Source organism: Saccharopolyspora mangrovi (genome assembly GCF_035320975.1).
Taxonomy (GTDB): Bacteria; Actinomycetota; Actinomycetes; order Mycobacteriales; family Pseudonocardiaceae; genus Saccharopolyspora; species Saccharopolyspora mangrovi.
In genome coordinates, this window is record NZ_JAWLNX010000038.1 from 1 (window position 1) to 23,907 (window position 23,907).

General features: G+C 72.3%; 20 protein-coding genes. 8 read left to right on the forward strand and 12 right to left on the reverse strand.

Features of this window, described 5'->3' with window-relative positions; all coding sequences use genetic code 11:
* Both R4I43_RS32485 and R4I43_RS32490 read left to right on the forward strand, forming a co-directional pair.
* Positions 1–1,043: (Fe-S)-binding protein (locus R4I43_RS32485; protein WP_324269552.1), on the forward strand; the 1,043-nt coding region annotated here is incomplete at its 5' end.
* Between the two features lie 125 nt (positions 1,044–1,168).
* The gene (locus R4I43_RS32490) at positions 1,169–1,432 is read left to right on the forward strand and encodes a GlsB/YeaQ/YmgE family stress response membrane protein (protein ID WP_324269553.1); all 264 of its coding nucleotides are present in this window, start codon (positions 1,169–1,171) and stop codon (positions 1,430–1,432) included.
* Between the two features lie 1,652 nt (positions 1,433–3,084).
* Here R4I43_RS32490 and R4I43_RS32495 read toward each other — a convergent pair.
* From R4I43_RS32495 to R4I43_RS32515, 5 genes are all read right to left on the reverse strand, one after another.
* Entirely contained in the window at positions 3,085–4,509 is a 1,425-nt protein-coding gene (locus R4I43_RS32495) for an aminobutyraldehyde dehydrogenase (protein WP_324269598.1), read from the reverse strand.
* Positions 4,506–5,447, reverse strand: a complete 942-nt coding sequence (gene speB, locus R4I43_RS32500; RefSeq protein WP_324269554.1) for an agmatinase — start codon at positions 5,445–5,447, stop codon at positions 4,506–4,508. The genes R4I43_RS32495 and speB overlap by 4 nt, the downstream gene beginning before the upstream one ends.
* Entirely contained in the window at positions 5,444–6,751 is a 1,308-nt protein-coding gene (locus R4I43_RS32505; RefSeq protein WP_324269555.1) for a flavin monoamine oxidase family protein, read from the reverse strand. Before R4I43_RS32505 ends, speB begins: the two co-directional genes overlap by 4 nt.
* Positions 6,752–6,778: 27 nt before the next feature.
* Complete coding sequence (locus R4I43_RS32510; RefSeq protein ID WP_324269556.1) at positions 6,779–8,212, reverse strand: purine-cytosine permease family protein; 1,434 nt, start codon at positions 8,210–8,212, stop codon at positions 6,779–6,781.
* Between the two features lie 184 nt (positions 8,213–8,396).
* Positions 8,397–9,017 (reverse strand): TetR/AcrR family transcriptional regulator, encoded by a 621-nt coding sequence (locus R4I43_RS32515; RefSeq protein ID WP_324269557.1) that lies wholly within the window; start codon positions 9,015–9,017, stop codon positions 8,397–8,399.
* Between the two features lie 264 nt (positions 9,018–9,281).
* Here R4I43_RS32515 and R4I43_RS32520 point away from each other — a divergent pair, with 264 nt between their 5' ends.
* Positions 9,282–10,736 carry an APC family permease gene (locus tag R4I43_RS32520; protein WP_324269558.1) on the forward strand — a complete coding sequence of 485 codons (1,455 nt, stop codon included), beginning with the start codon at positions 9,282–9,284 and terminating at the stop codon, positions 10,734–10,736.
* Positions 10,737–10,768: 32 nt separating this feature from the next.
* Entirely contained in the window at positions 10,769–12,385 is a 1,617-nt protein-coding gene (locus R4I43_RS32525) for an amidohydrolase (RefSeq protein WP_324269559.1), read from the forward strand.
* Positions 12,386–12,396: 11 nt separating this feature from the next.
* Here R4I43_RS32525 and R4I43_RS32530 read toward each other — a convergent pair whose 3' ends face one another.
* The 3 genes from R4I43_RS32530 to gabT form a co-directional block, all read right to left on the reverse strand.
* Positions 12,397–13,806 (reverse strand): PucR family transcriptional regulator, encoded by a 1,410-nt coding sequence (locus tag R4I43_RS32530; protein ID WP_324269560.1) that lies wholly within the window; start codon positions 13,804–13,806, stop codon positions 12,397–12,399.
* A gap of 98 nt (positions 13,807–13,904) precedes the next feature.
* Positions 13,905–15,344, reverse strand: a complete 1,440-nt coding sequence (locus tag R4I43_RS32535) for an NAD-dependent succinate-semialdehyde dehydrogenase (RefSeq protein ID WP_324269561.1) — start codon at positions 15,342–15,344, stop codon at positions 13,905–13,907.
* 12 nt (positions 15,345–15,356) lie between these two features.
* Positions 15,357–16,700 carry a 4-aminobutyrate--2-oxoglutarate transaminase gene (gene gabT, locus R4I43_RS32540; RefSeq protein ID WP_324269562.1) on the reverse strand — a complete coding sequence of 448 codons (1,344 nt, stop codon included), beginning with the start codon at positions 16,698–16,700 and terminating at the stop codon, positions 15,357–15,359.
* 83 nt (positions 16,701–16,783) lie between these two features.
* On the opposite strand from gabT, the gene R4I43_RS32545 reads away from it, so the two are divergent.
* The gene (locus R4I43_RS32545; RefSeq protein ID WP_324269563.1) at positions 16,784–17,674 is read left to right on the forward strand and encodes a LysR family transcriptional regulator; all 891 of its coding nucleotides are present in this window, start codon (positions 16,784–16,786) and stop codon (positions 17,672–17,674) included.
* Here R4I43_RS32545 and R4I43_RS32550 read toward each other — a convergent pair whose 3' ends face one another.
* Positions 17,675–18,175 carry a pyridoxamine 5'-phosphate oxidase family protein gene (locus R4I43_RS32550; RefSeq protein WP_324269564.1) on the reverse strand — a complete coding sequence of 167 codons (501 nt, stop codon included), beginning with the start codon at positions 18,173–18,175 and terminating at the stop codon, positions 17,675–17,677.
* A gap of 177 nt (positions 18,176–18,352) precedes the next feature.
* Between R4I43_RS32550 and R4I43_RS32555 the strand changes: the two genes are divergently transcribed.
* Both R4I43_RS32555 and R4I43_RS32560 read left to right on the forward strand, forming a co-directional pair.
* A complete protein-coding gene (locus R4I43_RS32555; protein WP_324269565.1) occupies positions 18,353–19,117 on the forward strand; it encodes a crotonase/enoyl-CoA hydratase family protein in 765 nt (254 codons plus the stop codon).
* Between the two features lie 13 nt (positions 19,118–19,130).
* On the forward strand, positions 19,131–20,273 hold the full coding sequence (locus tag R4I43_RS32560) for a thiolase family protein (RefSeq protein WP_324269566.1): 1,143 nt from the start codon (positions 19,131–19,133) through the stop codon (positions 20,271–20,273).
* Here R4I43_RS32560 and R4I43_RS32565 read toward each other — a convergent pair.
* Entirely contained in the window at positions 20,257–20,979 is a 723-nt protein-coding gene (locus R4I43_RS32565; RefSeq protein ID WP_324269567.1) for an RraA family protein, read from the reverse strand. The two genes, R4I43_RS32560 and R4I43_RS32565, sit on opposite strands and share 17 nt — an antisense overlap.
* A 14-nt stretch (positions 20,980–20,993) precedes the next feature.
* Complete coding sequence (locus tag R4I43_RS32570; RefSeq protein ID WP_324269599.1) at positions 20,994–21,305, reverse strand: NAD(P)-dependent oxidoreductase; 312 nt, start codon at positions 21,303–21,305, stop codon at positions 20,994–20,996.
* A gap of 1 nt (position 21,306) precedes the next feature.
* On the opposite strand from R4I43_RS32570, the gene R4I43_RS32575 reads away from it, so the two are divergent.
* The gene (locus R4I43_RS32575; protein ID WP_324269568.1) at positions 21,307–21,720 is read left to right on the forward strand and encodes an IclR family transcriptional regulator domain-containing protein; all 414 of its coding nucleotides are present in this window, start codon (positions 21,307–21,309) and stop codon (positions 21,718–21,720) included.
* Between the two features lie 9 nt (positions 21,721–21,729).
* Here the strand turns inward: R4I43_RS32575 and R4I43_RS32580 are convergent, their stop codons facing one another.
* A complete protein-coding gene (locus tag R4I43_RS32580) occupies positions 21,730–23,886 on the reverse strand; it encodes an acyl-CoA dehydrogenase (RefSeq protein WP_324269569.1) in 2,157 nt (718 codons plus the stop codon).
* Positions 23,887–23,907 lie beyond the last annotated feature (21 nt).

The window sequence follows — 23,907 nt, forward strand, 5'->3', positions numbered from 1 at the left end:
GGCGCTCCGAGGAGGCCAGGGAGGTGCTGGACCTGTGCCTGTCGTGCAAGGCCTGCGCCACCGACTGCCCGGCCGGGGTGGACATGGCCACCTACAAGTCGGAGTTCTACGACCACTACTACCGGCGACGCCTGCGTCCGCTCTCGCACTACTCGCTGGGCTGGCTGCCGCGCTGGCTCAAGGTGACCGGCCGCGTGCCGGGCGCGGTCAACGCGGTCCTGTCGAGCCGGCTGGGCAAGGCCGTCGCGGCGGCGGGCGGACTGACCACGAAACGCGAACTGCCCCGATTCGCGGGCGCGGGGGAGTGGCGCCGCGAGATCTCCAACCGGCCTGGCGGTTCGGTGGTGCTGTTCGTGGACACCTTCACCCGCGGTTTCCGGCCGGAGGTCGCCGGTGCGGCGGCGCGCGTCCTGTCCGACGCCGGTGACACCGTCGCGTGCGCCGCCGACGCCTGCTGCGGCCTGACCTGGATCTCCACCGGCCAGCTGCGCGCCGCCAAGCGGACGCTGGCCAAGGCGGCCAGAGCGCTCGACGACGGAACCGACCGGCCGATCGTGGTCGTCGAGCCCAGCTGCGCGGCGGCGTTGCGCAAGGACCTGCCCGAACTCGTCCACACCGAGCAGGCCGAGCGGGTCGCGGCGCGCGTGCGCAGCTTCGCCACCCACGTCGCCGACCGCATCTCCGCGGGCTGGCGGCCCAGCGCCGGCCAGGTGCCGCAGCGGGCAGTGCTGCAGACCCACTGCCACGAGCACTCGGTCTTCGGCCCCAAAGCCCAGCGCGCGGTCCTGGAAGCCGCAGGGGTCGGCGAGGTCGTCGACGCCACCGGATGCTGCGGCGTGGCAGGCAACTTCGGTTTCGAAGCCGACCACTACGAGGTCAGCATGCAGGTCGCCGAGAACGCCCTCGCCCCAGCCCTTCGCGCCACGGACCGCGACACCGCCGTGCTCACCGACGGCTTCTCCTGCGCCAGGCAGACCGCCCAGCTCGATCCCACCCGCCCCGGCCTCCACCTCGCCCAGGTCCTCGACCCGGGACAGGCATAGCCCGGCGGTCGAATCTTGATCGGGACGGGGGTGTACCGGTGTGGGGGACGGGGTAGCCCGGTAGGGAGCGAGGACCCGCGGGTGGGTCCTGTTGTCGTTCGTCCTGCTGTCGAAGGGAGTGCGCGGTGGGCATCCTCAGTTGGATCTTGTTCGGTCTGGTGGCCGGCGCGATCGCGAAGTTCATCATGCCTGGTAAAGATCCCGGCGGCATCATCCTGACGATCGTCATCGGCGTCGTCGGCGGGTTGCTCGGCGGATGGCTCGGGTCGACCTTCGCCGGGTCGGGCGGGGTCACCGGGTTCAACCTCATGAGCTTCGTGTGGGCGGTGATCGGCTCGCTGATCCTGCTCGTCCTCTACCGGCTGATCTTCAACCGGGCGCGGGTGTGAGGAGACCGGCGGCCGCGACGAGCCCGGGGCGGGAACGTCTGCCTCGGGCTCGACGCCTGTGGGCCAGTCGGGTGCGATGACCTTGAAGAACGTGCGGTCGGCGCCGTGGTCCGGATCGGACTGGTAGAGCAGTCGCAGGCCCTCGGCGTCGAACGTCGCGAACCACTCGTCCCAGCTGATGCGTTCCAGCGCCTCCTGTCCACTTCGGCCGGGGAAGTCGAAGCGGAGCAGGTCAGCGGCGTCGTGACCGTTGGGGGAACCGCTGAGCGTGGCGGGATGGCCGCCGCACTGCTCCACCCAGGTGCGAATCTCCTCGTGATTGCTGGTGGTTCGCGTCACGCGGTTCATGAGATCCCTCCGCTCGCGGTCCATCGCTTCCGCTGCATCACTACCCGCGCCGAACGCGGCGAAAACGACCAGGCGCACGCGAGAGCCACTGCTCGCGACGCCGTTGACGGGAGATCTTCGTGGCACAGGGTGCGAACGGCAGGTCGAACCCGTGGTTCCTCGGTCCCGCCGAACGCGGGAACGGGCACACGTCCGTGCCTGCCTGGAACGGCGGCAATCTCGTCCAACCGCTGATCGACGGACGCGAGTACTTCCACCGGGTGGCCTCCTCGCTGGAGGAGCTGCGGGCGGGAGACCAGGTCTACTTCGCGGCGTGGGCGTGCGACCCGCACGAGGGGCTGACCGCCGGAGGCTCGTGGATCGGGGCACTGATGTGCCGGGCCCTCGACGCGGGAGCGTCGGTGCACGGCCTGTTCTGGGGGCCGATGCCGCGCGGAAAACCCGACTACGTCAGGGAGAACGAGCGGTTCGCCGAACTGCTGCGCGAGCGCGGCGGTTCGGCCCTGTTCGACCGCCGCGTGCGGTTGCTCGGCTCGCACCACCAGAAGTTCCTGGTGATCCGCCGCCCGCGCTCGCCCGCCGACGACATCGCGTTCCTCGGCGGGATCGATCCCTGCCCGAGCCGGAGGGACGACGGCAGCCACCGCGGCGATTCCCAGGTGCAGGACACGATCGCCGAGACCTACGGCGACCGGCCGCCGTGGCACGACGTCCAGCTGGCGCTGCGCGGCCCGGCGGTGGCCGACGTCGAGACCTGCTTCCGGGAGCGCTGGAACGACGTGCGGCAGGCGCAGCCCACGGCCTGGCTCCGAGACCCCGGCGCACTGCCCGAGCAGGCGCCGCAACCACCGCAGGCTGGAACGCACTCGGTCCAGCTGCTGCGCACCTACCCGCAGAAGTTCCCGACCTACCGCTTCGCCCCAGACGGGGAGCGCAGCATCGCGCTCGGGTACGCCAAAGCGCTCGCCCGCGCGCGGGAGTTCGTCTACGTCGAGGACCAGTTCCTCTGGTCACCGATGGTCGCCGACACCTTCGCCGACGCGTTGCGACGCGTTCCCGAGCTGCGGTTGGTGGCCGTGCTCCCGCGCCGGCCCGACCAGGACGGTCGGTTGCTGACGGCGGTCAACGACCGCGCTCAGCGACGGGCGATGGAGCTGCTGCGCGCGGCCGGGGGCTCGCGGGTGGACTTCTTCGAGCTGGTCAACGGCGGCGACGTGCCGATCTTCGTGCACTCCAAGCTGTGCGTCGTCGACGACGTGTGGGCCACAGCCGGTTCGGCGAACCTCAACCGGCGAGGCACCGCATCAGCTGAGGTTGTGCATGACGTGCTTGATGCGGGTGTAGTCCTCCAGGCCGTACTTCGACAGGTCCTTGCCGTAGCCGGAGTGCTTGAAGCCGCCGTGCGGCATCTCGGCGACCAGGACCATGTGGGTGTTGACCCAGACGCAGCCGAAGTCCAGCTCCGCCGACAGGCGCTGTGCGCGTCCGTGGTCGGTGGTCCACGCGCTGGAGGCCAGGGCGTAGTCCACGCCGTTGGCCAGGCTCAGCGCTTCCTGCTCGTCGCGGAAGGTCTGCACCGTCAGCACCGGGCCGAAGACCTCCTCCTGCACGACCTCGTCGTCCTGGCGGACCTCGCCGATCACGGTGGGGGCGAAGAAGTACCCCGCCTCGCCGACCTGGTGCCCGCCGGTGAGCACCCGGGCGTGCGGCGGGAGCGCGTTCACGATGCCCTCGACCCGCTGCAGCTGAGCGGCGTTGTTCAGCGGCCCGAACGCGGCGTCCACATCGGACGGCGGTCCGCAGCGGTGGGCCGCGGCCTGCTCGACGAGCTTGGCGGTGAACTCCTCGGCCACCGATTCCTCGACGAGGACCCGGGTGGCCGCCGTGCAGTCCTGACCGGCGTTGAAGAACCCGGCCGCGGCGATGCCCTCGGCCGCCGCGTCGAGCGAGGCGTCGGCGAAGACCAGCGCCGGGGCCTTGCCGCCGAGCTCCAGGTGCACGCGCTTGACGTCCTCGGCGGCGGCCACCGCGACCTGCTGCCCGGCCCTGGTGGAGCCGGTGATCGACACCATCGCCGAGTCCGGGTGCGCCACCACCGCCCGACCGGTGTCGCGGTCACCGCACACCACGTTGAGCACACCCGGCGGCAGCACCTCCGCGGCCAGCTCGCCGAGCATGCAGGCCGTGACCGGCGTCGTGTCGGCGGGTTTGAGGACCACCGCGTTGCCCGCGGCGATGGCGGGCGCGATCTTCCACACGGCCATCATCAGCGGGTAGTTCCACGGCGCCACCTGGCCGATCACCCCGACCGGTTCGCGCCGCACGTAGGAGGTGTGCCCGGCCGCGTACTCGGCCGCCGCGGACCCCTCCAGCAGCCGTGCCGCGCCGGCGAAGAAGCGCAGCTGGTCGACCGAGGCCTCGACCTCCTCGCTGCGGGTGGCCGCCAGCGGTTTTCCGGTGTTGGCGGCCTCGGCGGTCACGAACTCGTCGGCCCGCCGCTCCAGCTCGTCGGCCAGCCGCAGCAGCAGCCGCTGCCGCTCGGCCGGAGTGCTCCGCCGCCACGTCCGGAACGCCTGCTGCGCCGACCGGTACGCGGCGTCCACATCAGACTGCGAGGACAGCGGCGCGGTGCCGAAGACCTCGCCGGTGGACGGGTCGACCAGGTCGGTGGTCCGCCCGTCATCGGCGTCGACGGGCTTGCCGTCGATGACGTTGCGCACGCGCATCAGGCACCTCCGGGCAGGACGCTCAGCAGCTCGTAGGCGACGTGGGCGGCCGCGATCCCGGTGATCTCGGCGTGGTCGTAGGCCGGCGAGACCTCCACCAGGTCGGCGCCGACGAGGTTGAGCCCGTCGAGCCCGCGCAAGATCTCCAGCAGTTCGCGGCTCGACAACCCACCGGCTTCGGGAGTGCCGGTGCCCGGCGCGAAACCGGGGTCGAGCACGTCGATGTCGACCGAGACGTAGACCGGCCGGTCACCCAGCCGGGTCCGGATCCGATCGATGATCGTGTCGATCGGCGTGCGGACGAACTCGCGGCAGTGCACCGCCGCGAACCCCATGCGCTCGCTCTCGTCGAGGTCCAGCCGCGAGTACAGCGGACCCCTGATCCCCACGTGCATCGAGTGGTCGAAGTCGATGAGCCCCTCCTCGGAAGCCCGCCGGAACGGGGTGCCGTGGGTGTAGGGGGCGCCGAAGTAGGTGTCCCAGGTGTCCAGGTGCGCGTCGAAGTGCAGCACCGCGATCGGGCCGTGCCGCTCGTGCTGCACGCGCAGCAGCGGCAGCGCGATCGTGTGGTCGCCGCCGACGGTGACCAGCGTCCGGCGGGTGCCCGACAGGTCGCGCGCGGCGGTCTCGATGGTGCTGATCGCCTCGTCGATGCTGAACGGGTTCACCCCGAGATCACCGGCGTCGGCGACCTGGCGCACCGCGAAGGGCTGTGCGTCCAGGGCGGGGTTGTAGGGCCGCAGCAGCCGGGAGCTCTGCCGCACGTGGTTGGGCCCGAACCGGGCGCCCGGCCGGTAGCTCACCCCGGTGTCGAACGGAACGCCCCACACCAGGGCGTCGGCGTCAGCGACATCGCTGAGCCGGGGCAGCCGGGCGAAGGTCGTGTCGCCGCCGTAGCGGGGGACGCGGGTGGCGTCCACTGGGCCGATCGGGTCGTTCACCGCTGTTCCTCCTCGGACTGCGCGGCCAGGATCTCGGCCGCGGCACGCTTGCCTGATTCGATCGCTCCGTCGATGAACGCGCGCCACCGGCGCGCGGTGTGCGAACCGCCGAAGTGCACCCGGCCCTCCGGCTCTCCGACGGCGACCTCGTACTCCGCGAACTGACCGGCCCGGAACGTCGCCCAGGTCCCCCGGTTGAACTCGTCGTGGACCCAGTCGTGCGACTCCGCTGCGATCACCTCCGCGTCGGGTGCGAACTCGCGCACCGCGCGCTGGACGTCGGCGAGGTCGCCGGCGTCCACCCGGTCGTGCTCGGGGGCGAAGCAGACCAGCACCACGCCGTCGTCGGTGCTGTGCATCGCGCCCACGTAGTCGAAGCTGGTGCCCCAGCCGAAACCGCTGATGTCGTCGTCGACGTTGCGCGCCAGCGCCCACACCTTCTGGCCCTGCCCGGCGTGGTTCTCCTCGCTGATCGCCCGCTTGGAGGAGGACAGCGGCGGGGAGAACTCGATGTCGCCCCACACCCCGACCGGCGTGGTCATCAGGACCCGATCGGCGCGCGCGGTGCCGCCGTCGAAATCGACCACCACGCCGTCGCTTTCGCCGGTGACCTTGCGGACCGGGCTGGAGAACCGGATCTCGGGGCCGCCGTCGGCGCGGATCGCCTCGGCCAGCGACACCGTGCCCCCGGCGAAGGTGTAGCCCAGGACGCTGGCCTGCACCATGCCCCACAGCGAGTTGTCCATCGAGGACAGCCAGCGGATGATGTCCAGCGCGGAACCGGTTTCCTCGCTGGCGTTGGCGCAGCCGCAGAACCACGAGATGAGCAGTTCCTTGGCGTTGCCGGTCAGCCCCGCGTCCTCGGCCCACTGCCGGATCGGCACGTCGAGGTCGTCGAGCCCCTGCTCGGACAGCGGGCGCAGCGGGTCGAGCCGGGTACCGGCTTCGACGAGCGCGCGCATCGCGTGCTCCAGCGCCCCGTACTGCTCGGGCGGCACCGGTAGCAGGGTGTCGAGCACCTTGCCGTGATCGGACCAGGTCATGCGGTCCGGCAGCTCGCTGTCGACGACCGGGACGCCGTAGCGCTGCACCTCGCCCCAGACGTGGGTCTGCTGCGGGACGATCCAGGTCCCGCCCATCTCCAGCCCGACACCGCCGAAGGCGTCCTGCCGGTACCAGGTCGACCCGCCGATGCGGTCCCTGGCCTCCAGGATCAGCACGCGCTTGCCGGCTTCCCGCAGGTCGCGGGCCGCCGTCAGCCCGGAGAACCCGGCGCCGATCACGATGACGTCGTAGTCGTCCATTCCTTGCTTCCTCATTCTTCGGGTGCCTCAGGCGGATGCGGCCTGGACCGGGATTCGGGGTTCGGCGTCTTCCGGCATCGGCGGCCGGGAACCGATGGACAGCAGCAGGTAGGCGATGGCGGTGGAGGTCGCGGCGAGCACGAAGCTCAGGTCGAGGCCGAAGGTCCAGTCGACCAGCGGGCCCCGGAACAGCGCGGTGTCCACCGACAGCAGGCCCACGGCCGAGCCGATCGCCCACGCGGCGACGGCGCGCAGGTTCCAGCCTGCGGTGAACCAGTAGATGCCGCCACGGGAACGGCGGTTGTAGACCTGCAGCGCGTCCGGGTCGTAGCGGCCCCGGCAGCGGCGGAAGCCGATGAGCGTGATCACCGCCCACGGCGCGCCGATCGCGGTCAGCAGCAGCACGAACGCGGTGACCGCGTCCTCGGCGTCCCACACGAAGTAGCCCAGGAACACCAGCGCCGTCGAGATCAGCGAGGTCATGATCGTGGCCTGCACCCGCGACAGCGGCGGCAGGATCGCATCGAGGTCCAAGCCCATGCTGTAGACCAGCGCGCCCGCGTTGCCGATCGTGCCGAACACGCCGTTGAGCAGCAACGGGACCAGGAACCACGCCGGTGCCGCCGCCACCAGCGGCCCGACGTAGTCGTCGGCCGCGCGCGAGGCGAACGCGGTGAACGTGCCGAACAGCTGCGGCACGAGCAGCCCCAGCACCATCCCGGCGGCCGAGGCGGCGAACACCGTCGGGCCGGAGTAGCGCCGCGGCGAGACGTAGCGGCTGTAGTCGCCGAGCAGCGTGATGAAGGCCATCGGCCCGCTGAGCCCGGCCGCGACGGCCGAAAGCGCCCAGGTGGTCCAGAAATCACCCATCGCGTACCCGGCGTCGGTGACCGGTGCGGTGCTGAACTGGCCGGCGTAGGCGACGATCCCCAGCGCCATGAGCACCATCGTGCCCGCAGCCACCCACTTGCTCATCCGGGTCAGCAGCCGGTAGCCGAAGATCGCGATCAGCACCGACAGCACGGCCAGCACCGCGTAGGCCGCGGAGAAGCTGGCGTCGCCGTCGGGCAGCCCGAACAGCCGGTTCAGCGGGCCGACGATCGCCGCACCGCCGGTCCACACCGTCAGCGCCGCGTAGCCCAGCGACAGCAGCAGGCCGATCACCGAACCGATGAGCCTGCCGCGCACGCCGAACGTCCCGCCGCTGCTGGTGGACAGGTTCGTGCCGGTGCGGAACGACACCAGGGCCAGCGGCGCGACCAGCAGCGTGCCCAGCAGGGTTCCGGCGACCATCGAGCCGACAGCGGGCCAGAACTCCAGCCCGAACGAGGCGGGCAACCAGCCGAAGATGACCACGCCCAGGCACATGTTCGACCCCAGCAGGATGCCCACGACGTCGCGCGGCCGACCGGTCCGCTCCTCGTCCGGGATGGTGTCGACCCCGTGCTTCTCGATTCCCACGTCGCGTGAAGGCCTCGACTCCGGGTGCATCAGCGCATGACCTCCTGTGCGGGGCTTCGACGGGCTGCGATCGGCCGCAGCTCCCGCACAGAGTGGTCCGCCTCACGGCGTCACGGGTAGAGGTGGATCCTCCGAAGTCGAACGCGCCCGTTGGTCGATCGCACAACGCGCCTGTGGTCGCGCGCTAGTGGTCTTGGCCGGGGGAGAGCTCCCGGTCGATGCCGTCGAGGAGCATGGCGAGGCCGTGCTCGAAGTCGTCGGTGCCCAGCCGCAGGCGGGGGTGGGTACCGGCCAGCGCCATCGCCAGTGCCGGGTGCGCGTCACCGGGCTCGTCGGCGAAGCCCTCGCTGACCGAGGTCAGGGCGGCGCCGAACGCGTAGGACTCCACCAGCAGCAGGGCGCGGGTCGCCTCGGGCGGGTTCCACCCGTGGTCGAGCAGCACCTGCAGCACCGCGTTGAGCCCGGCCATCGAGGACTCGTTGCGCAACGGGCGGCGCATCAGCAGCGCCGCGGCGTGCGGGTGGCGGCCGAAGGTCTCCCGGTACCGCCTGGCCAGCTCCGCGAGCTCGTGCCGCCAGGAGCCGGTCTCCTCCGGGCGCCGCGAGGTGATCTCCTCGACGATCGCGTCGGCGACGGCGTCGAGCACGTCGTCGAGGTCGCGGAAGTGCTTGTACAACGACGGGCTGGTGACGCCCAGCCGTTCCGCGATGCGGCGCATCGACAGCGCGCCGATGCCTTCCTCGTCGAGCACGCGCACCGCCTCGGAGACCGCCGCGGTGCGCGAGATCAGGGGCGGGCGGGGCATCGTGGGGCGCTCCAAGGGGAAGATCGCGGCCGGTGGGGCAGCGGTGATGATACTGCTTCCCGCGCGACCGGCCGGTTTTCACCGATTTCGCGTTTCCCTCTTCCCTCCGGTGGCCGCGAATAGTAGCTTACGCGAAAGCTAATCGGATTAACCAACGGTGAACGCCGCCTCTCCCCGGCGTGCCGCACCGAAATCCGCCGCGACATCTCCCCGCATGACTTCCCAGTGCGTGCGCGCTCAGCGCGCGATCCACCTGGAGGCCCCATGGTCACCGAGAACACCGACCCCGCAAGAGGCGCTCCGAACGCGCCCGACGACGGACTGCGCGCCGCGAACGTGGGACTTCCCGCCGCGCTCGGCGTCACCTTGTCCAACATGGCGCCGGTCAACGGCGTCTTCCTGACCGCGCCGGCCGTCGTGGCCGCGATGGGGACCCGAGCGCCGTGGGCGTTCGTGCTGGCCACTTCGGGCCTGCTCGCAGCGGCTTTCACGGTCGCCGCCTTCGCGCGCCGGATCATCTCGCCCGGATCGTTCGTCGCCTACGCCTACCACGCCTTCCAGACGCTGGGATGCGGTGTGGCGGTCGCCAGCGCCGTGTTCTACGCGAGCTTGATCTCCGGGCCGCTGACCATCGGAGCCGTCGCCGTGTTCGCGGGCAACTGGATCGCGGCCTCGCTCGGGCTCGGCGGCGTCTGGTGGCTGGTGATCGCGCTCGGCGTGCTGGCCCTGGCCACAGCGGTCGTGCTGCGCGGCATCGTCACCTCCAGCCTGGTCTCGCTGCTGCTGGCAGGCGCGCAGGTCGTGCTGCTGCTCGGGTTCGCCGTCCTGCTGCTGGTGGCCTCCGGCGGGAGCGCCGACGTGCCGCTGCGCGAAACCGGGGACCTGAGCGGACTGGCCGGACTGACCTTCCCGCTGGCGGTCGCCGGCATGATCGGCTGGGACAACTCCGCGACCATGTCGGCCGAACTGCGCCGGCCGCGCCGCACGGTTCCCATCGCCGTGATCGCCTCGGTGCTGATCGTCGGGGGTCTCTACAGCCTGTGCACCTGGGCGGGCCTGGCCGCCTACACCGACTGGATGGGCGCCGAGGCCGGCGCCGCCCGCTTCGGCGACCCGGAGAACTCGGCACCGTTCCTGGAACTCGCCCAGCACTACGCCCCGCAGGCCTACGCGGTGCTCGCCGTCGTCGGCGGCGTGAGCTCGCTGGCCTGCCTGATCGCCGCGCTGATCGGCATGTCCCGCGTCACCTACGCCGCGGCCAGGGCGGGCATGCTGCCCGCAGCGCTGGGACGTGCCTCGAAGCGCACCGGAGTCCCGGTCGGAGCGACCCTGCTGTGGAGCGGGCTCGTGCTGGCCACCGTCGTGCTGCCGCCGCTGCTGACCGGAGCCGACCCGACCACGATCTCCGCGTGGGAAGCCGGCATGGGAACCGTCCCGCTGCTGCTGACCGTGCTGGTCACGCTCATCTCGCTGCCGCTGTACACCTGGCGCGCGGCGGGGGAGCGGGTGCGGCCGCTGCCGCACCTGGTGATCCCGCTGGTCGGCGTGTGCGTGATCGGCTGGGGCGTCTACGGCAACGTCCGGCCCGACCAGCCCCACCCGGGCAGCCTGTACTGGATCTTCACCGCGGCGACCACCGTGCTCGCCGTGCTCGGCGCCGCGTGGTTCACCCGGCGTCCCCGGCGCGACCTCTCCGCCCTGGGAATCTCCCGCCCGTGACCGCTCGAACCCGCACAACACCTAGGAGCACCATGTCCCGCACCAGTGCTGATCTCGCCGTCGTCGGCGCGACCGTGCACACCCTCGACCCCGCGCGACCGGCCGCGACCGCCATCGCGGTCCGCGGAGGCACGGTCCTGGCCGTCGGCGACGACGCGGAGATCGGGAGTCTGTGCGACGCCCGCACCGAGATCGTCGACGGCACCGGGGTCACGGTCACCCCCGGCCTCACCGACGGGCACCTGCACCCGGTGCACGGTTCGCTGATGACCGCAGGCCTCGACCTGTCGCAGTGCCGCGACGTCGACGAGCTGCGCGGAACCCTCGCCGAGTCCCGCCGCGACCTCGCAGCCGGCGACTGGATCCGCGGTTTCGGCCTGGACCCGAACATCCTCGGCGGGCAGCGACCGCACCGCCGACTCGTCGACGACGTGCTCGGCGAGGTCCCCGCCCTGCTCGTGCTCGCCGACGCGCACGCCGCGCTGGCCTCCGGGGCCGCGCTGCGGCTGGCCGGGGTCACCGGACCCGTGGAACTGCCGGGCAACTCCGAGGTCGTCTGCGACGCGGACGGCAACCCCACCGGCGAGATCCTGGAGGACGCGGCGAAGCGGATCATCGAACGCGCCGCACCCGAGACCGATCCCGCCGACACCGCCGACCTGCTCGCCGACCTGTTCCAGCGCATGCACGCCACCGGGCTCACCGGCGGGCACGTGATGGACCTCGACGACGGGAGCCTGGCCGCGCTGCGACTGCTCGACGAGCGCGGGCTGGCCACCCCCAGGCTGCGGCTGGCCCCGTGGTGCCAGCCGGGCATCGACGGGAGCGGGTTGCGCGAGCTGATCGACCTGCAGGGCACCAGCGGTCGACTGTGGACGGTCGCCGGGGTCAAGCTGTTCATGGACGGAACCATCGACAACGGCACCGCCTGGCTGGAACACCCGGACTGCCACGGCGAATCCACCAAGCCCTACTGGCTGCCGCCCTCGGAGTACGCCGAGGCGGTCGGCACGCTCGCGCGCGCCGGAGTCGCCACCGCCACCCACGCCATCGGCGACGCCGCGGTGACCTTCGCGCTCGACTGCCTCGCCCGGTACGAGCGCCCGTGCGTCGGCGGAGCCCGGCACCGCATCGAGCACCTCGAAACCCTGCCCGACGAACTGGTCCAGCGGATGTCCGCCTCCGGCGTCGCCGCGTCGATGCAACCCAGCCACCTGCAGTACACCAAGGCCGACCACACCGACAACTGGTCGACCAGGCTCGGCGGTGAACGCGCCAACCGCGCGTGGCGGTGCGCCGACCTGGTGCGGGCGGGCGCCACCCTGGTGCTCGGTTCGGACTGGCCCATCGCCCACTTCGACCCGCGCGAAGTGCTCGGCGCCGCCAGGCTCCGGCGGCTGCCCGGCCGGCCCGACAGCGACCCCGTGCAGTCCTCGCAGGCTCTGACCGCGCGCGAAGCGCTGGAAGCGATGACGGTCGCCCCCGCCGAGGTGGCGGGCGAGCAGCACGTCGCCGGGCGCATCAGCCCCGGATTCCGCGCCGACCTCACCGGTTTCGGCGTCGACCTGCTCACCGCCGGCCCGGACGAGCTCGCCGAGGCGCCCGTGCGGCTGACCGTCGTGGACGGCGCGGTGGTCCACCGGGCGTGAGCCCGGCCGGATCAGCCCTGCTGGAGGCCGCGCAGCGCGAGGTAGAGGTCGACGCGGTCGGAGGTGCGGGACAGGCTGCGCCCGGTGAGCTCCTCGACCCGGCTCATGCGGTGGCGGAGCGTGTTGATGTGCACGTGCAGCCGTTGCGCGGCCTCCTGCCAGCGTCCCCCGGCGTCGAGGAACACCGACAGGGAGGGCAGCAGGTCGCCACCGCGCCGCTCGTCCTGGTCGAGCACCGGGCCCAGCAGGGCCTTCGACGTCGCTGCCAGCAGTTCCGGGTCCTGCACCGACAGCAGCAGGGCCGGACTGCTCAGCTGGTCGTGGGTCATCCAGCCGCCGCCGGCGCGCGAGGACGTCGCCTCCGCGGCGTGCGAGGCCTGCAGGAGGCTGACCCGCAGGTCGGCGGCGGCCCCGGGCCGCCCGACGCCGACGTGCACGACGTCGTCGAACGCGCCGTGGACGCGCCGGGCCAGGTCGGCTTCGGTGCCGCGCAGGTGGGCGAAGGCGACGACCTCGCCGCCGCGCTGCACGGCGATCCCGTCGGTGGCCAGCAGCTCGTTGAGCCGCCACGAGTGGATCTCCGGGCGCTGGCCGCGCAGCACGACCGCCGCCAGCGGGCCCTCCGGTGGCAGGCCCAGCGAGTGCAGCCGGGTGCGCAGCGCGGCGGTGTCGACGGTGCCGCTGTGCACCCACTCGAACAGCTCCCACGAGTAGCGGGCTTCGGTGGCCCGGACCGCGCGGGTGCGCTCGATCTCCAACGCGATGAACGGCATCGCCTGGACCACGGCCGCGTGCTGCTCCACGTCGAGCTCGGCCATGGGCCGCGGCAGCAGCAGCTCGGCGTCGGCCAACCCCTCGCCGACCAGCGGGAGCGGGTGGCTCGGCTCGGGTTCCTCGCCCTCGATCAGCCCGCCGGCCGCGCGCACCGCCACCGGTTTCCCGAGCTGGCCGGCCAGGGTGCGCAGGACCGTCGCCACCCCGCGCTGCCCGCGCAGCGCGGCGACGATCGTGTCGTGCTGGCCGAGGTGGCGCCGCAGCGGACGTTCCCACTCGGCGCGCTTGGCGTTGACGAACACCTCGACGATCTGCAGGAACGCCACGTCGACCGGCACGACAAAGCAGGTCAGACCGCGCCGCAGGGCGGCGTCGATGAAGTCCTCGGGCACCGCGGTCTCCGGCGGCACGATCCCGAACCCCACGGCCGCCACGTCGGCGGCGACCAGGTCGTCGACGAACGACTCGGCGCTGATCCCGGCCGAGCGCCACACGCCCGCGGTGAGCACCACCTCACCACCGCGCAGGAACCGGCCCGGATCGCGGACCTCGATCGTGTGCACCCACCGAATGGTCCGCTCCACCGCGCCCCGAACCCGCACGTCCAGCGCGAGCTCCGGGTCGTCCAACAGGTCCTCAACCCGCACCCGGCGCACCTCCGTCACTCACCGGACCCGACGGCCTCGGTCCGCCGGTTATACCCGAACCGGCCACTCCCCACCGGTGCGGGGAGTGGCCGGCGCCCTCACCAGTCGAGGCTGAGGTACTGGGTTTCGGTGAACTCGTGCAGGCCCTCGTGGCTGCCTTCGCGGCCCAGACCGCTCTGCTTGGTGCCGCCGAAGGGCGCTGCCGGGTCGGAGACGATGCCCCGGTTGATGCCGACCATGCCGGCGTCGACGTGCTCGGCGAGGTCGACGGCGCGCTGGAGCTCACCAGCGAAGACGTAAGCCGCCAAGCCCATCTCGGTGTCGTTGACCATCCGGCGCAGTTCGTCCTCGTCGCGCCAGGTCACCACGGGGGCGACCGGGCCGAAGATCTCCTCGCGCACCACCCGGGCGTCGGCGGGCACATCGCTGAGCACGGTGGGCGGCAGGAAGAACCCGGGCCCGTCCGGGACCTCGGCGCGCGCCGCGACGCGGGCACCGCGCCCCAGCGCGTCCTCGACCAGCTCGGTGATGTCGGCGACCGCCTTGGCGCTGATCAGCGGACCGATCTGGTTGTCCGCGTCGGCGGCCGGGCCGACGCGCAGCGCCTCGACCTCCTTGCCCAGCCGCGCGGTGAACTCCTCGGCGACGTCGGCGTGCGCGTAGAAGCGGTTGGCCGACACGCACGCCTGACCACCGCCGCGGAACTTCGCGATCATCGCCCCGGCCACCGCCGCGTCGAGGTCGGCATCGGCGGTGACGACGAACGGCGCGTTGCCGCCCAGCTCCATCGAGGTGTTGACGACCCGGTCCGCGGCCTGGTGCAGCAGCAACCGCCCCACCCGGGTCGATCCGGTGAAGGAGAGCTTGCGGACTCGCGGGTCGGCGAGCCACGCGCCGACCACCCCGGCCGCGTCGGTGGTCGGCACCAGGTTGACGACCCCGTCCGGCGCACCGGCTTCGGCGAGCAACCGAACGATCGCCAGTGCGGTCAGCGGGGTTTCGGCCGCGGGCTTGAGCACCACGGTGCAGCCCGCCGCCAACGCGGGACCGATCTTGCGGGTGGCCATCGCGGCCGGGAAGTTCCACGGCGTCACCAGCGCCGCCACGCCCACCGGCCGGTAGGTCACCAGCGTGCGGGCGCCCCCGGCGGGCGCGTGCGAGTAGCGCCCCTCGGCGCGCACCGCTTCCTCGGCGTACCACCGGAAGAACTCGGCGGCGTAGCCGACTTCGGCGCGCGCGTCGGCAAGCGACTTGCCGTTCTCGGCCGCGATCAGCCGGGACAGCGCGTCGTGGTCGCGGTGCATGAGCTCGTAGGTCCGGCGCAGCACGTCCGAGCGCTGCCGGGGCGGTGTCGCCGCCCAGGACGCGGCGGCCGAGACGGCCGCGTCGACGGCGGCCGTGGCGTCGTCGACCGAGCCGTTGGCGACGCTGGCCAGCACCTCGGTGGTGGCGGGGTCGACGACGTCGAACCGGCCGGCCCCGCCGGAGCGCCACCGGCCCGCGATGTGGATTCCGCGATCTGCTTCGAGGGAGAGCACGTGTTCGTCCTTTCAGGACAGTTCGGTGAAAGTGGCTGCCAGCACGTCGAACGCGTCCTCGAGCTGCGCGTCGCTGATCGCCAGCGGAGGCAGGAAGCGCAGCACGTTGCCGTAGGTGCCGCACACCAGCACGATCACGCCCTGGGCGTGCGCGGCGGCGGCCACCGAGCGGGCGAGTTCGGCGTCGGGGGCACCGGTCGCCGGGTCGACGAGCTCGACGGCCAGCATCGCGCCCCGGCCCCGCACGTCCCCGATGCGCGGGTCGGCGTCGCGCAGCCGCTCCAGCCGCGCCAGGGCGAGCGCTTCGATCTCGCGGGCCCGCTCGATCATCCCGTCGGCGGTGATCGTCTCGATGGTGGCCAGCGCGGCGGCGCAGGCCAGCGGGTTCCCGCCGTAGGTCCCGCCGAGCCCGCCCGCGTGCGCGGCGTCCATGATCTCGGCGCGTCCGGTGACGGCGGCCAGCGGCAGACCGTCGGCGATGCCCTTGGCGCTGACCAGCAGATCCGGCACCAGGCCTTCGTGCTCGCTGGCGAACATCGCACCGGTGCGGGCGAAACCGGTCTGCACCTCGTCGGCGATGAACACGACCCCGTTGTCGCGGCACCACTCCTGCAGCGCGGGAAGGAATCCGGCGGCCGGCACGATGAACCCGCCTTCGCCCTGGATCGGTTCGATGACCAGCGCCGCCAGGTTCTCGGGCCCGACCTGCTTCTCGATGACCTCGATCGCGCGGCGCGCGGCGGCCCCGCCGTCGACGTCCGGGCCGTCGCGGAACGGGTAGGACAGCGGCGCGCGGTAGACCTCGGGGGCGAACGGCCCGAACCCGTGCTTGTAGGGCTTGGCCTTGGCGGTCAGCGCCATCGTCAGGTTGGTGCGGCCGTGGTAGGCGTGGTCGAAGGCCACGACCGCGGACCTGCCGGTGGCGGCCCGGGCGATCTTCACGGCGTTCTCGACGGCCTCCGCGCCCGAGTTGAACAGCACCGATCGCTTCTCGTGCGTGCCCGGGGTGAGGCGGTTGAGCTGCTCGGCGACGGCGACGTAGCCCTCGTAGGGGGTCACCATGAAGCAGGTGTGGGTGAACTCCCGCACCTGCTGCTCGACGGCCTCGACCACGCGGGGCGCGCTCGCGCCGACGGTCGTGACGGCGATGCCGGAACCGAGGTCGATGAGGACGTTGCCGTCGACGTCCTCGACGACGCCGCCCGCGGCGCGAGCGGCGAACACCGGCATGGTCGTGCCCACGCCGCGCGCGACGGCGGTGTCCTTGCGGGCCATGAGCGCCTGCGAGAGGGGGCCGGGGATCTCCGTCGCGAGATGACGGTCCTGGCGAAGTCCTGCGTCGGGAGTGGTGGTCATGCGCCCCATCCTCGGCATGCGAGCCCATGCCGTCGAATGCCCATTTCGCACAGCAGCCAGTACCACGAGGCATACTCGCAGGTGTGGAGCTGCGCATCATGAGGTACTTCGTGGCCGTCGCCGAAGCCGGAACCGTCAGCGAGGCCGCCAGACGCGTGCACGTGACCCAGCCGGCGCTGTCGCGGCAGATCCGCATGCTCGAACGCGAGCTGCGGGTCACGCTCTTCGACCGCCGCGACGGCCGCCTGGAGCTCAGCGCCGCCGGCCGCGAATTCCTCCCGGTCGTGCGCGACGTGCTGCAGCGCGCCACCGCCGCCACCGCCGCGGCCGAGTCGCTGGCGGCCGGACGGCTGGTGCACCTGGCGATCGCCGCCAGCCCCACCACGCTGACCGACGTCGTCGCCCCCTTCCTGGCCACCTTCGGCCCCGAGGACCCGCTGCCGACCGTGCAGGAAGCCGGCGGATCCGAAGCCCTCGACCGGTTGCGGCGCGGCGCGGACCTGGCGGTGGTCACCCAGCGGCCGCCGAACCCGTGGAGCACGCGCACGCTGGCGGTGCTGCCCCTGTGGGCCTACGTGCCACCCGAACACCCCTGGGTCGACCGCGATTCGGTCGGCCTCGACGAACTGGCGGCCCAACCGCTGGTCGTCCTCGACCCGACGTTCCGGCCGCGCCAACTCCTCGACCAAGCCCTCGCCGATCAGCAGCTGGCGCTGGCCGACCACGTCGAATGCGGGAACGCGCAGGTCGCCCAAGCGCTCGCCGCCGCAGGCCGCGGGGTCGCCGTGGTCTCCGACGACCCGCGCTTCGACCTCCACGCCCTGCGCATCAGCAGGCGTGCGAGGCCCGACCTGTCCATCACCCTGCACGCGGCGTGGGACTCCGACCACCACGCGGCCGACGCGCTGAGCGAGATGGCCGACCGCATCGCGGTCTTCTGCCGCACCCGCTACGGCGCTGTCGAGACGCCGTGATCAGGACTGGTAGTGGGCAGCGGTGGTGCCTCCGAGGGGAGTGGGGCCGAGGCCGAGCTTGCGGTGGTCCCAGGAGCGGGTCCGCTCGACGTCGAGGCGGACCGCGACTCGCTTGTGCAGCATGTGCTCGACGAGCGGCTCGACCTCGTCGGTGTAGGGACCGTGGTAGCGCTCCCAGATGTTGACGCCGACCGCCCACAGGGCATCGGGGTCGTCGACGACCTCCGCGCGTCCCTCCAGCGAAACCCCGCGCAGCGTCTCGTAGGTCAGCCCGTCCTCAACGAGGACGGTGACGCGCGGGTCGCGGCGGATGTTGACGGCCTTCTGCGCCTTGGCCTTGGTCTCGAACCAGACCACGCCGTCGATGAGCGCGAACCACATCGCCACCGCGTGCGGGTGCCCGGACGGTCCCAACGAGGACAGCGCCGCGGTGCGGCGCGTGGCCAGGAACGCCTCGACCTCCTCGGGTGTCATCTGGACCTGCGCCCGTTGATTCGCCATCGAATCCCCTCACTCGTCGTGCGACGATCTCGACCGTAGACGCCGGGCGGACGAACCGTCAGCCTTGATCCGCCGGACTGGAAAACCCGCTCGGACGGTCGCCTACCAAGCTAGCGACCGTTAAGGTGAGTCGTCGAGGCAGCTGGGGCGACCGAGCCGATCACGGGAGATCAGCACATGGGTGACAGTGTTCTGACGGAGTTCGCGGATGGGATCGCCCAGATCACCATCAACCGCCCGGAGGCCCGCAACGCGGTCGACCGCTCGGTCGCCGAGGGGATCGCGGCCGCCATCGACGAGTTCGAGGCGCGTGCCGACCTGACGGCGGCCATCATCACCGGTGCCGGGGGCACCTTCTGCGCGGGCATGGACCTCAAGGCCTTCACCCGGGGCGAGCGGCCTTCCCTCCCGGGGCGCGGTTTCGGCGGCCTCACCGAGAAGCCCCCGACGAAACCGCTGATCGCCGCGGTCGAAGGCTGGGCGCTCGCGGGCGGCTGCGAACTGGCCCTAGCCAGCGACCTCATCGTCGCCGCTCAGGACGCCAAGTTCGGGCTCCCCGAGGTCAAGCGCAGCCTCGTCGCCGCGGCCGGCGGCCTGCTCCGCCTGCCCAAGACGCTGCCCTACCAGCTGGCGATGGAGATCGCGCTGACCGGCGACCCGATCACCGCCGAGACCGCCCACCAGCACGGAATGGTCAACAAGCTCACCGAACCCGGCCGGGCCCTCGACGAGGCTCGCGCGCTCGCGGCACGCATCGCCGCCAACGGGCCGCTCGCGGTCCGCGCCACCAAGCAGATCGTCGCCGGCGCGGTGGACTGGACCGACGCCGAGGCCTTCGCCCGGCAGTCCGACATCGCCGCACCGGTGTTCACCTCCGCCGACGCCCAGGAAGGCGCGACCGCCTTCGCCGAGAAGCGCAACCCCGTCTGGCGGGGCGCGTAGGGAGGAGCCGGTCATGAAGGATGCCGTCATCGTCGACGCCGTCCGCACGCCCATCGGCAAGCGCAACGGGTCGCTGTCGGAGATCCACCCGCAGGACCTGTCGGCGAGGGTGCTGACCGCGCTGGTGGACCGCACCGGCATCGATCCCTCCACTGTGGACGACGTGGTGTGGGGGTGCGTGTCGCAGGTGGGGGACCAGTCCAGCAACATCGGCCGTTTCGCCGCCCTGGCGGCCGGGTGGCCCGAGCACGTTCCCGGCCAGACGATCAACCGCGCCTGCGGATCCAGCCAGCAGGCGCTGGACTCCGCCGCGCACGCGGTCATGGCGGGGCAGTGCGACGTCGTCGTGGCCGGCGGTGTCGAATCGATGAGCCGGGTTCCGCTCGGCTCGGCCCGGGCCACCGGTCAGCCCTACGGACCTGCGGTGCAGGAGCGCTACGACGGGTTCGCCTTCAACCAGGGCATCGGGGCCGAGCTCATCGCCGAGCGGTGGGGGTTCTCGCGCCAGCGGCTCGACGAGTACGCGGCGTCCTCGCACGCCAGGGCCGCGGCGGCCATCGACCGCGGGCTCTTCGACGACCACGTCGTCCCGATCGACGTCGGAGGCGCCGAGTTCCGCACCGACGAGGGCCTGCGCCGGGGCACGTCACCGGAGAAGCTGGCCGGGCTGAAACCGGCGTTCACCGACGACGGCGTCATCCACGCGGGCAACTCCTCGCAGATCTCCGACGGAGCGGCGGCGCTGCTGATCACCACCTCCGAGCGGGCCCGGGAGCTGGGCCTGACCCCGATCGCGCGGTACCACAGCGGCGCGGTCAGCGGCGCCGACCCGATCACGATGCTCACCGGCCCTATCCCGGCCACCGAGAAGGTCCTGCGCCGGTCCGGCCTGTCGATCGACGACATCGGCGCCTTCGAGGTCAACGAGGCGTTCGCCCCGGTCCCGCTGGCCTGGCTCGCCGACACCGGAGCCGACCCCGAACGCCTCAACCCCCTCGGCGGCGCCATCGCCGTCGGCCACCCGCTCGGCGGCTCCGGCGCCATCCTCATGACCCGCCTGCTGGCCCGCATGCGCGAGCAGGACCTGCGCTACGGCCTGCAAACCATGTGCGAAGGCGGCGGCACGGCCAACGCCACCATCATCGAACGCCTCTGAGGGGGACCGGATCGTGGGCGGGCCGGGGGGGGGGGGGGCGGGGACCACCCCGGCCGCGGGGGGGGGGGGCGCTGGTGCTGCGGGCGGCGGTGATCCGGTGGCGGAGTTGCTCTTCGTGTTCGATGACCTGCTCGACGCGGTCAGCGGCCCACTCGGCGCGATCAGCCGGGACGATGGCCACGCCGTCGGCGTCGGCGACGACGATGTCGCCAGCGGAGACGACCACACCACCGATGGCGACCGGTGAGCCGATGGTTCCGGGACCGTTCTTGAACGGCCCTGCGGGGGTGACGGCACGTGCGAAGACGACGAGGCCTTGCGCGGAGAGGGCTTCCACGTCGCGGACGGCGCCGTCGATGATGGCGCCGAGCACGCCCTGGTTGACCATGATCTCGCCGATGAGGTCGCCGATGACGGCGCGGGAGAGGTCTGCTTGGCCGTTGATGACGAGGACGTCACCGGGCTGGGCTTCGTCGAGGGCGCGGTGGATGGCGAGGTTGTCGCCGGCGCGCACGGGCAGGGCCGTGCCGACGAGCGAGGTCTTCTCGGAGTGGGCGCGGATGCCGCCGTCGAGGACCAGCATCCGCTGGAAGACGTCGCCGACGTTGGTGGCCGGGGCCTTGCCGAGCCGGTCGAGCAACTCGGGATCGGGGCGGGCGTGCGGTTCTTCGACGGTGATGGTGTCGGTGCGGGCGTTGATGAACACGGATGCTCCTCGAACTAGGCCGCGGTGCGGGCGGGCACCACGACGGCGTGATCAGGGGTGTCACCGGCGAGGGCCTGGCGGATGCAGCTGACGGCGGCGTGCCCGACCTTGCTGAGGGCTTCGTCGGTCTGGCCGCCGATGTGCGGGGTCACGATGAGGTTGTCCAGCTCGTCGAGCGGGAGTTCGTTGTGCGGCAGGGGATCGCGCATGTCGGTGCTTTCGGCGTCGAGGACGTCTAGGCCTGCTCCGCCGAGTCGGCCGGAGCGCAGGGCCGCCAGCAGCGCGGTTTCGTCGACCAGACCGCCCCGGGAGGTGTTGATCAGCAGCGTGCCGGTCTTGGCCGCCGTGGCGCCAGGCCAGAATCCCGTCCACTACGGACTTGCCGCCGGCTCGCCAATCCCGCTGCACGCCGGTGCCGCGGGCAAGGCCATCCTCGCGCACTGCGATGGGGACGTGATCGGGAAGCTCTCGCTCGACGCGCTCACCCCGGAAACCACGACGCAGCGGGACGACCTCGAACACGACCTGGCACTCGTCCGCGAGCGAGGCTGGGCCGAAGGCGAGGGAGAACGCATTTTCGACGCTTTCGGCATCGCAGCCCCGTTCTTCGAGGGTCCGCACATCGCCGGTTCGGTCACCCTGACGATCCCGCGTGACCGCAAGGGTGAGATCGACCCCGCCCGCCTCGGCGACGCGCTCACGCGGTCCGCCGCGCAGATCACTCGACTGCTGACCCTCTGACCTGTCGACCTACTTGATCAGCGGGTCTCGGGGGAGGCCGAGGATGCGTTCGCCGATCTGGTTGCGCTTGATCTCGCTGGTGCCGCCCGCGATGGACAGACCGCGGTGCAGCAGCGCGAGGGCTCCGCTGAACGCGCCCGGACCCTCGAGGTAGACCGAGTCCGGGCCGCTGAGGGCGTTCATGATGGCCGCGGCCTCGTGACCGAGCTCGGACAGGACTAGCTTGGTGATGGCTCCTTCGGGTCCCGGCTCGCCGCCCGCGACGGCGCGGTGGGCCGAGCGCATGTTGAGCATCTCCATCGCGTGGTGCTCGGCCGCGTACCGGCCGACGCGCACCGCACCACCGGGCAGCCGGTCGGGGTGGGCGTCGAGCTGCGGGACCATCGCCGAGGCCGGCGTGGACATCGTGCTGCCCTGACCGCCGCCGATGCTGACGCTCTCGTTGCCGAGCGTGGCGCGCGCGACGGTCCACCCGCCGTTGATCGGGCCCACGACGTCCTCGTCGGGCACGAAGACGTCCTGGAAGAAGACCTCGTTGAACTCCGAGGCGCCCGACGGCATCTTGATGGGCCGCACCTCGACGCCCTCGGCGTGCATGTCGATGACCATCATCGTGATGCCCTGGTGCTTGGGCACGTCCGGGTCGGTGCGCACGGTCGCGAACCCCATCCCGGCCTTGTGGGCGCCGCTCGTCCAGACCTTCTGGCCGTTGACCAGCCAGCCGCCGTCGACCCGCGTGGCGCGGGTCCTGATGCCGGCGGCGTCCGAACCCGCTGCGGGTTCGCTGAACAGCTGGCACCAGATCACCTCCTGGCGCAGCGCGGGCCCGACCCAGCGCGAGACCTGCTGCTCGGTGCCGTGCTGGATCAGGGTGAGGATGACCCAGCCGGTGATCCCGTACGCGGGCCGCTCCACCCCGGCCTCGGCGAACTCCTGCTCCACGACCAGCTGCTCGACGGCCCCGGCCGCCCGGCCGTGGGGCTCGGGCCAGTGCGGCACCGCGTAGCCGGTCTCGATGAGGCGCTCCTTCTGCCGCTGCTCGGGCAGCGCGGCGATCTCGGCGGCGATGGCGCGCACGTCGCGGCGCAGGTCCTCGGCCTCGGGCGGCAGCTCGACGGTGCGGGCGCGGGTGACGCCGCGGCGGGTGAGGTCGGTGAGGTCGGTCGCGGCGTCGTCGGCGGACAGCAGCGCGAGCAGCGCCGTCGCCCGCCGCACGAGCAGGTGCGCGTCGTGCTCCCAGGTGATGGCGATCCCGCCGTGCACCTGGGTGTTGAGGTTGGCGCACAGGTCCGCCGCCGGTGCCGCGAGCGCGGCGGCCGCAGCGGCGGCGAAGGTCAGCTGGTCGCCACCGGTCCGCGCGGCGCGGGCGGCGTCCCAGGCGGCGCTGGTGGCCAGCTCGGTGGCCACGGCCATGTTGGCGCAGTGGTGCTTGACGGCCTGGAAGGTGCCGATCACCCGCCCGAACTGCTCGCGTTCCCCGGCGTAGGCGGCGGCGAGCTCGGTGCACTCCCGCGCGACACCGGCGGCCTCCGCGGACAGCACGACACGAGCCAGGTCGACCAGCGCACGGCGTCCGCCGGTCAGCACGGTGGCCGGTGCGGCCTGCAGCGCGACCCGCGCGGACCGCCGGGACGGATCCAGGTTCGCGGGCACCTCGACGGTGACACCGTCACCGACCTCGACGACCACGACGTCCGCGCCGGCGGGCAGCACCAGCAGCTGCGCGAGACCGCCGCCCAGCACAGCGGCGGCCGAACCCGACGCGGTGCCGCCGGAAACCTCCACCTCGGCGTCGAAGGCCACCCCGGCGGGCACCGAACCGTCGGCCAGACCGGGCAGCAGGCGCTTCTTCGCCGCGTCATCACCGAGCGAGTCGATCACCGCCGAAGCGATCACGGTCGGCGCGAACGGCCCGGGCGCCAGGGCTCGCCCCATCTGCTCGGCGACGACAGCGGTCTCCTCCAGCCCGAACCCCGCTCCGCCGAACTCCTCGGGCAGGTGCAACCCCAACCAGCCCAGCTCGGCGGCCTCCCGCCAGAACGCGGGCAGCGATTCGGACTGGGACTCCAGCAGCGCCCGGCTCGCTCCACGAGCCTCACGCCGCCCCAGCAGATCGGAAGCGGTCTCAGCCAGCAGCCGGTGATCTTCGTTGATCGCGATCGACATGACCCAAGAGTAAGTTCGCGA

Bases quoted from the DNA above. Each gene is read 5' to 3' on its own strand.
- gabT (WP_324269562.1), bottom strand. From the start codon at position 16,700: ATGACCACCACTCCCGACGCAGGACTTCGCCAGGACCGTCATCTCGCG.
- R4I43_RS32555 (WP_324269565.1), top strand. From the start codon at position 18,353: ATGGGTGACAGTGTTCTGACGGAGTTCGCGGATGGGATCGCCCAGATC.
- R4I43_RS32560 (WP_324269566.1), top strand. From the start codon at position 19,131: ATGAAGGATGCCGTCATCGTCGACGCCGTCCGCACGCCCATCGGCAAG.
- R4I43_RS32525 (WP_324269559.1), top strand. From the start codon at position 10,769: ATGTCCCGCACCAGTGCTGATCTCGCCGTCGTCGGCGCGACCGTGCAC.
- R4I43_RS32520 (WP_324269558.1), top strand. From the start codon at position 9,282: ATGGTCACCGAGAACACCGACCCCGCAAGAGGCGCTCCGAACGCGCCC.
- R4I43_RS32580 (WP_324269569.1), bottom strand. From the start codon at position 23,886: ATGTCGATCGCGATCAACGAAGATCACCGGCTGCTGGCTGAGACCGCT.
- R4I43_RS32505 (WP_324269555.1), bottom strand. From the start codon at position 6,751: ATGGACGACTACGACGTCATCGTGATCGGCGCCGGGTTCTCCGGGCTG.
- R4I43_RS32550 (WP_324269564.1), bottom strand. From the start codon at position 18,175: ATGGCGAATCAACGGGCGCAGGTCCAGATGACACCCGAGGAGGTCGAG.
- R4I43_RS32515 (WP_324269557.1), bottom strand. From the start codon at position 9,017: ATGCCCCGCCCGCCCCTGATCTCGCGCACCGCGGCGGTCTCCGAGGCG.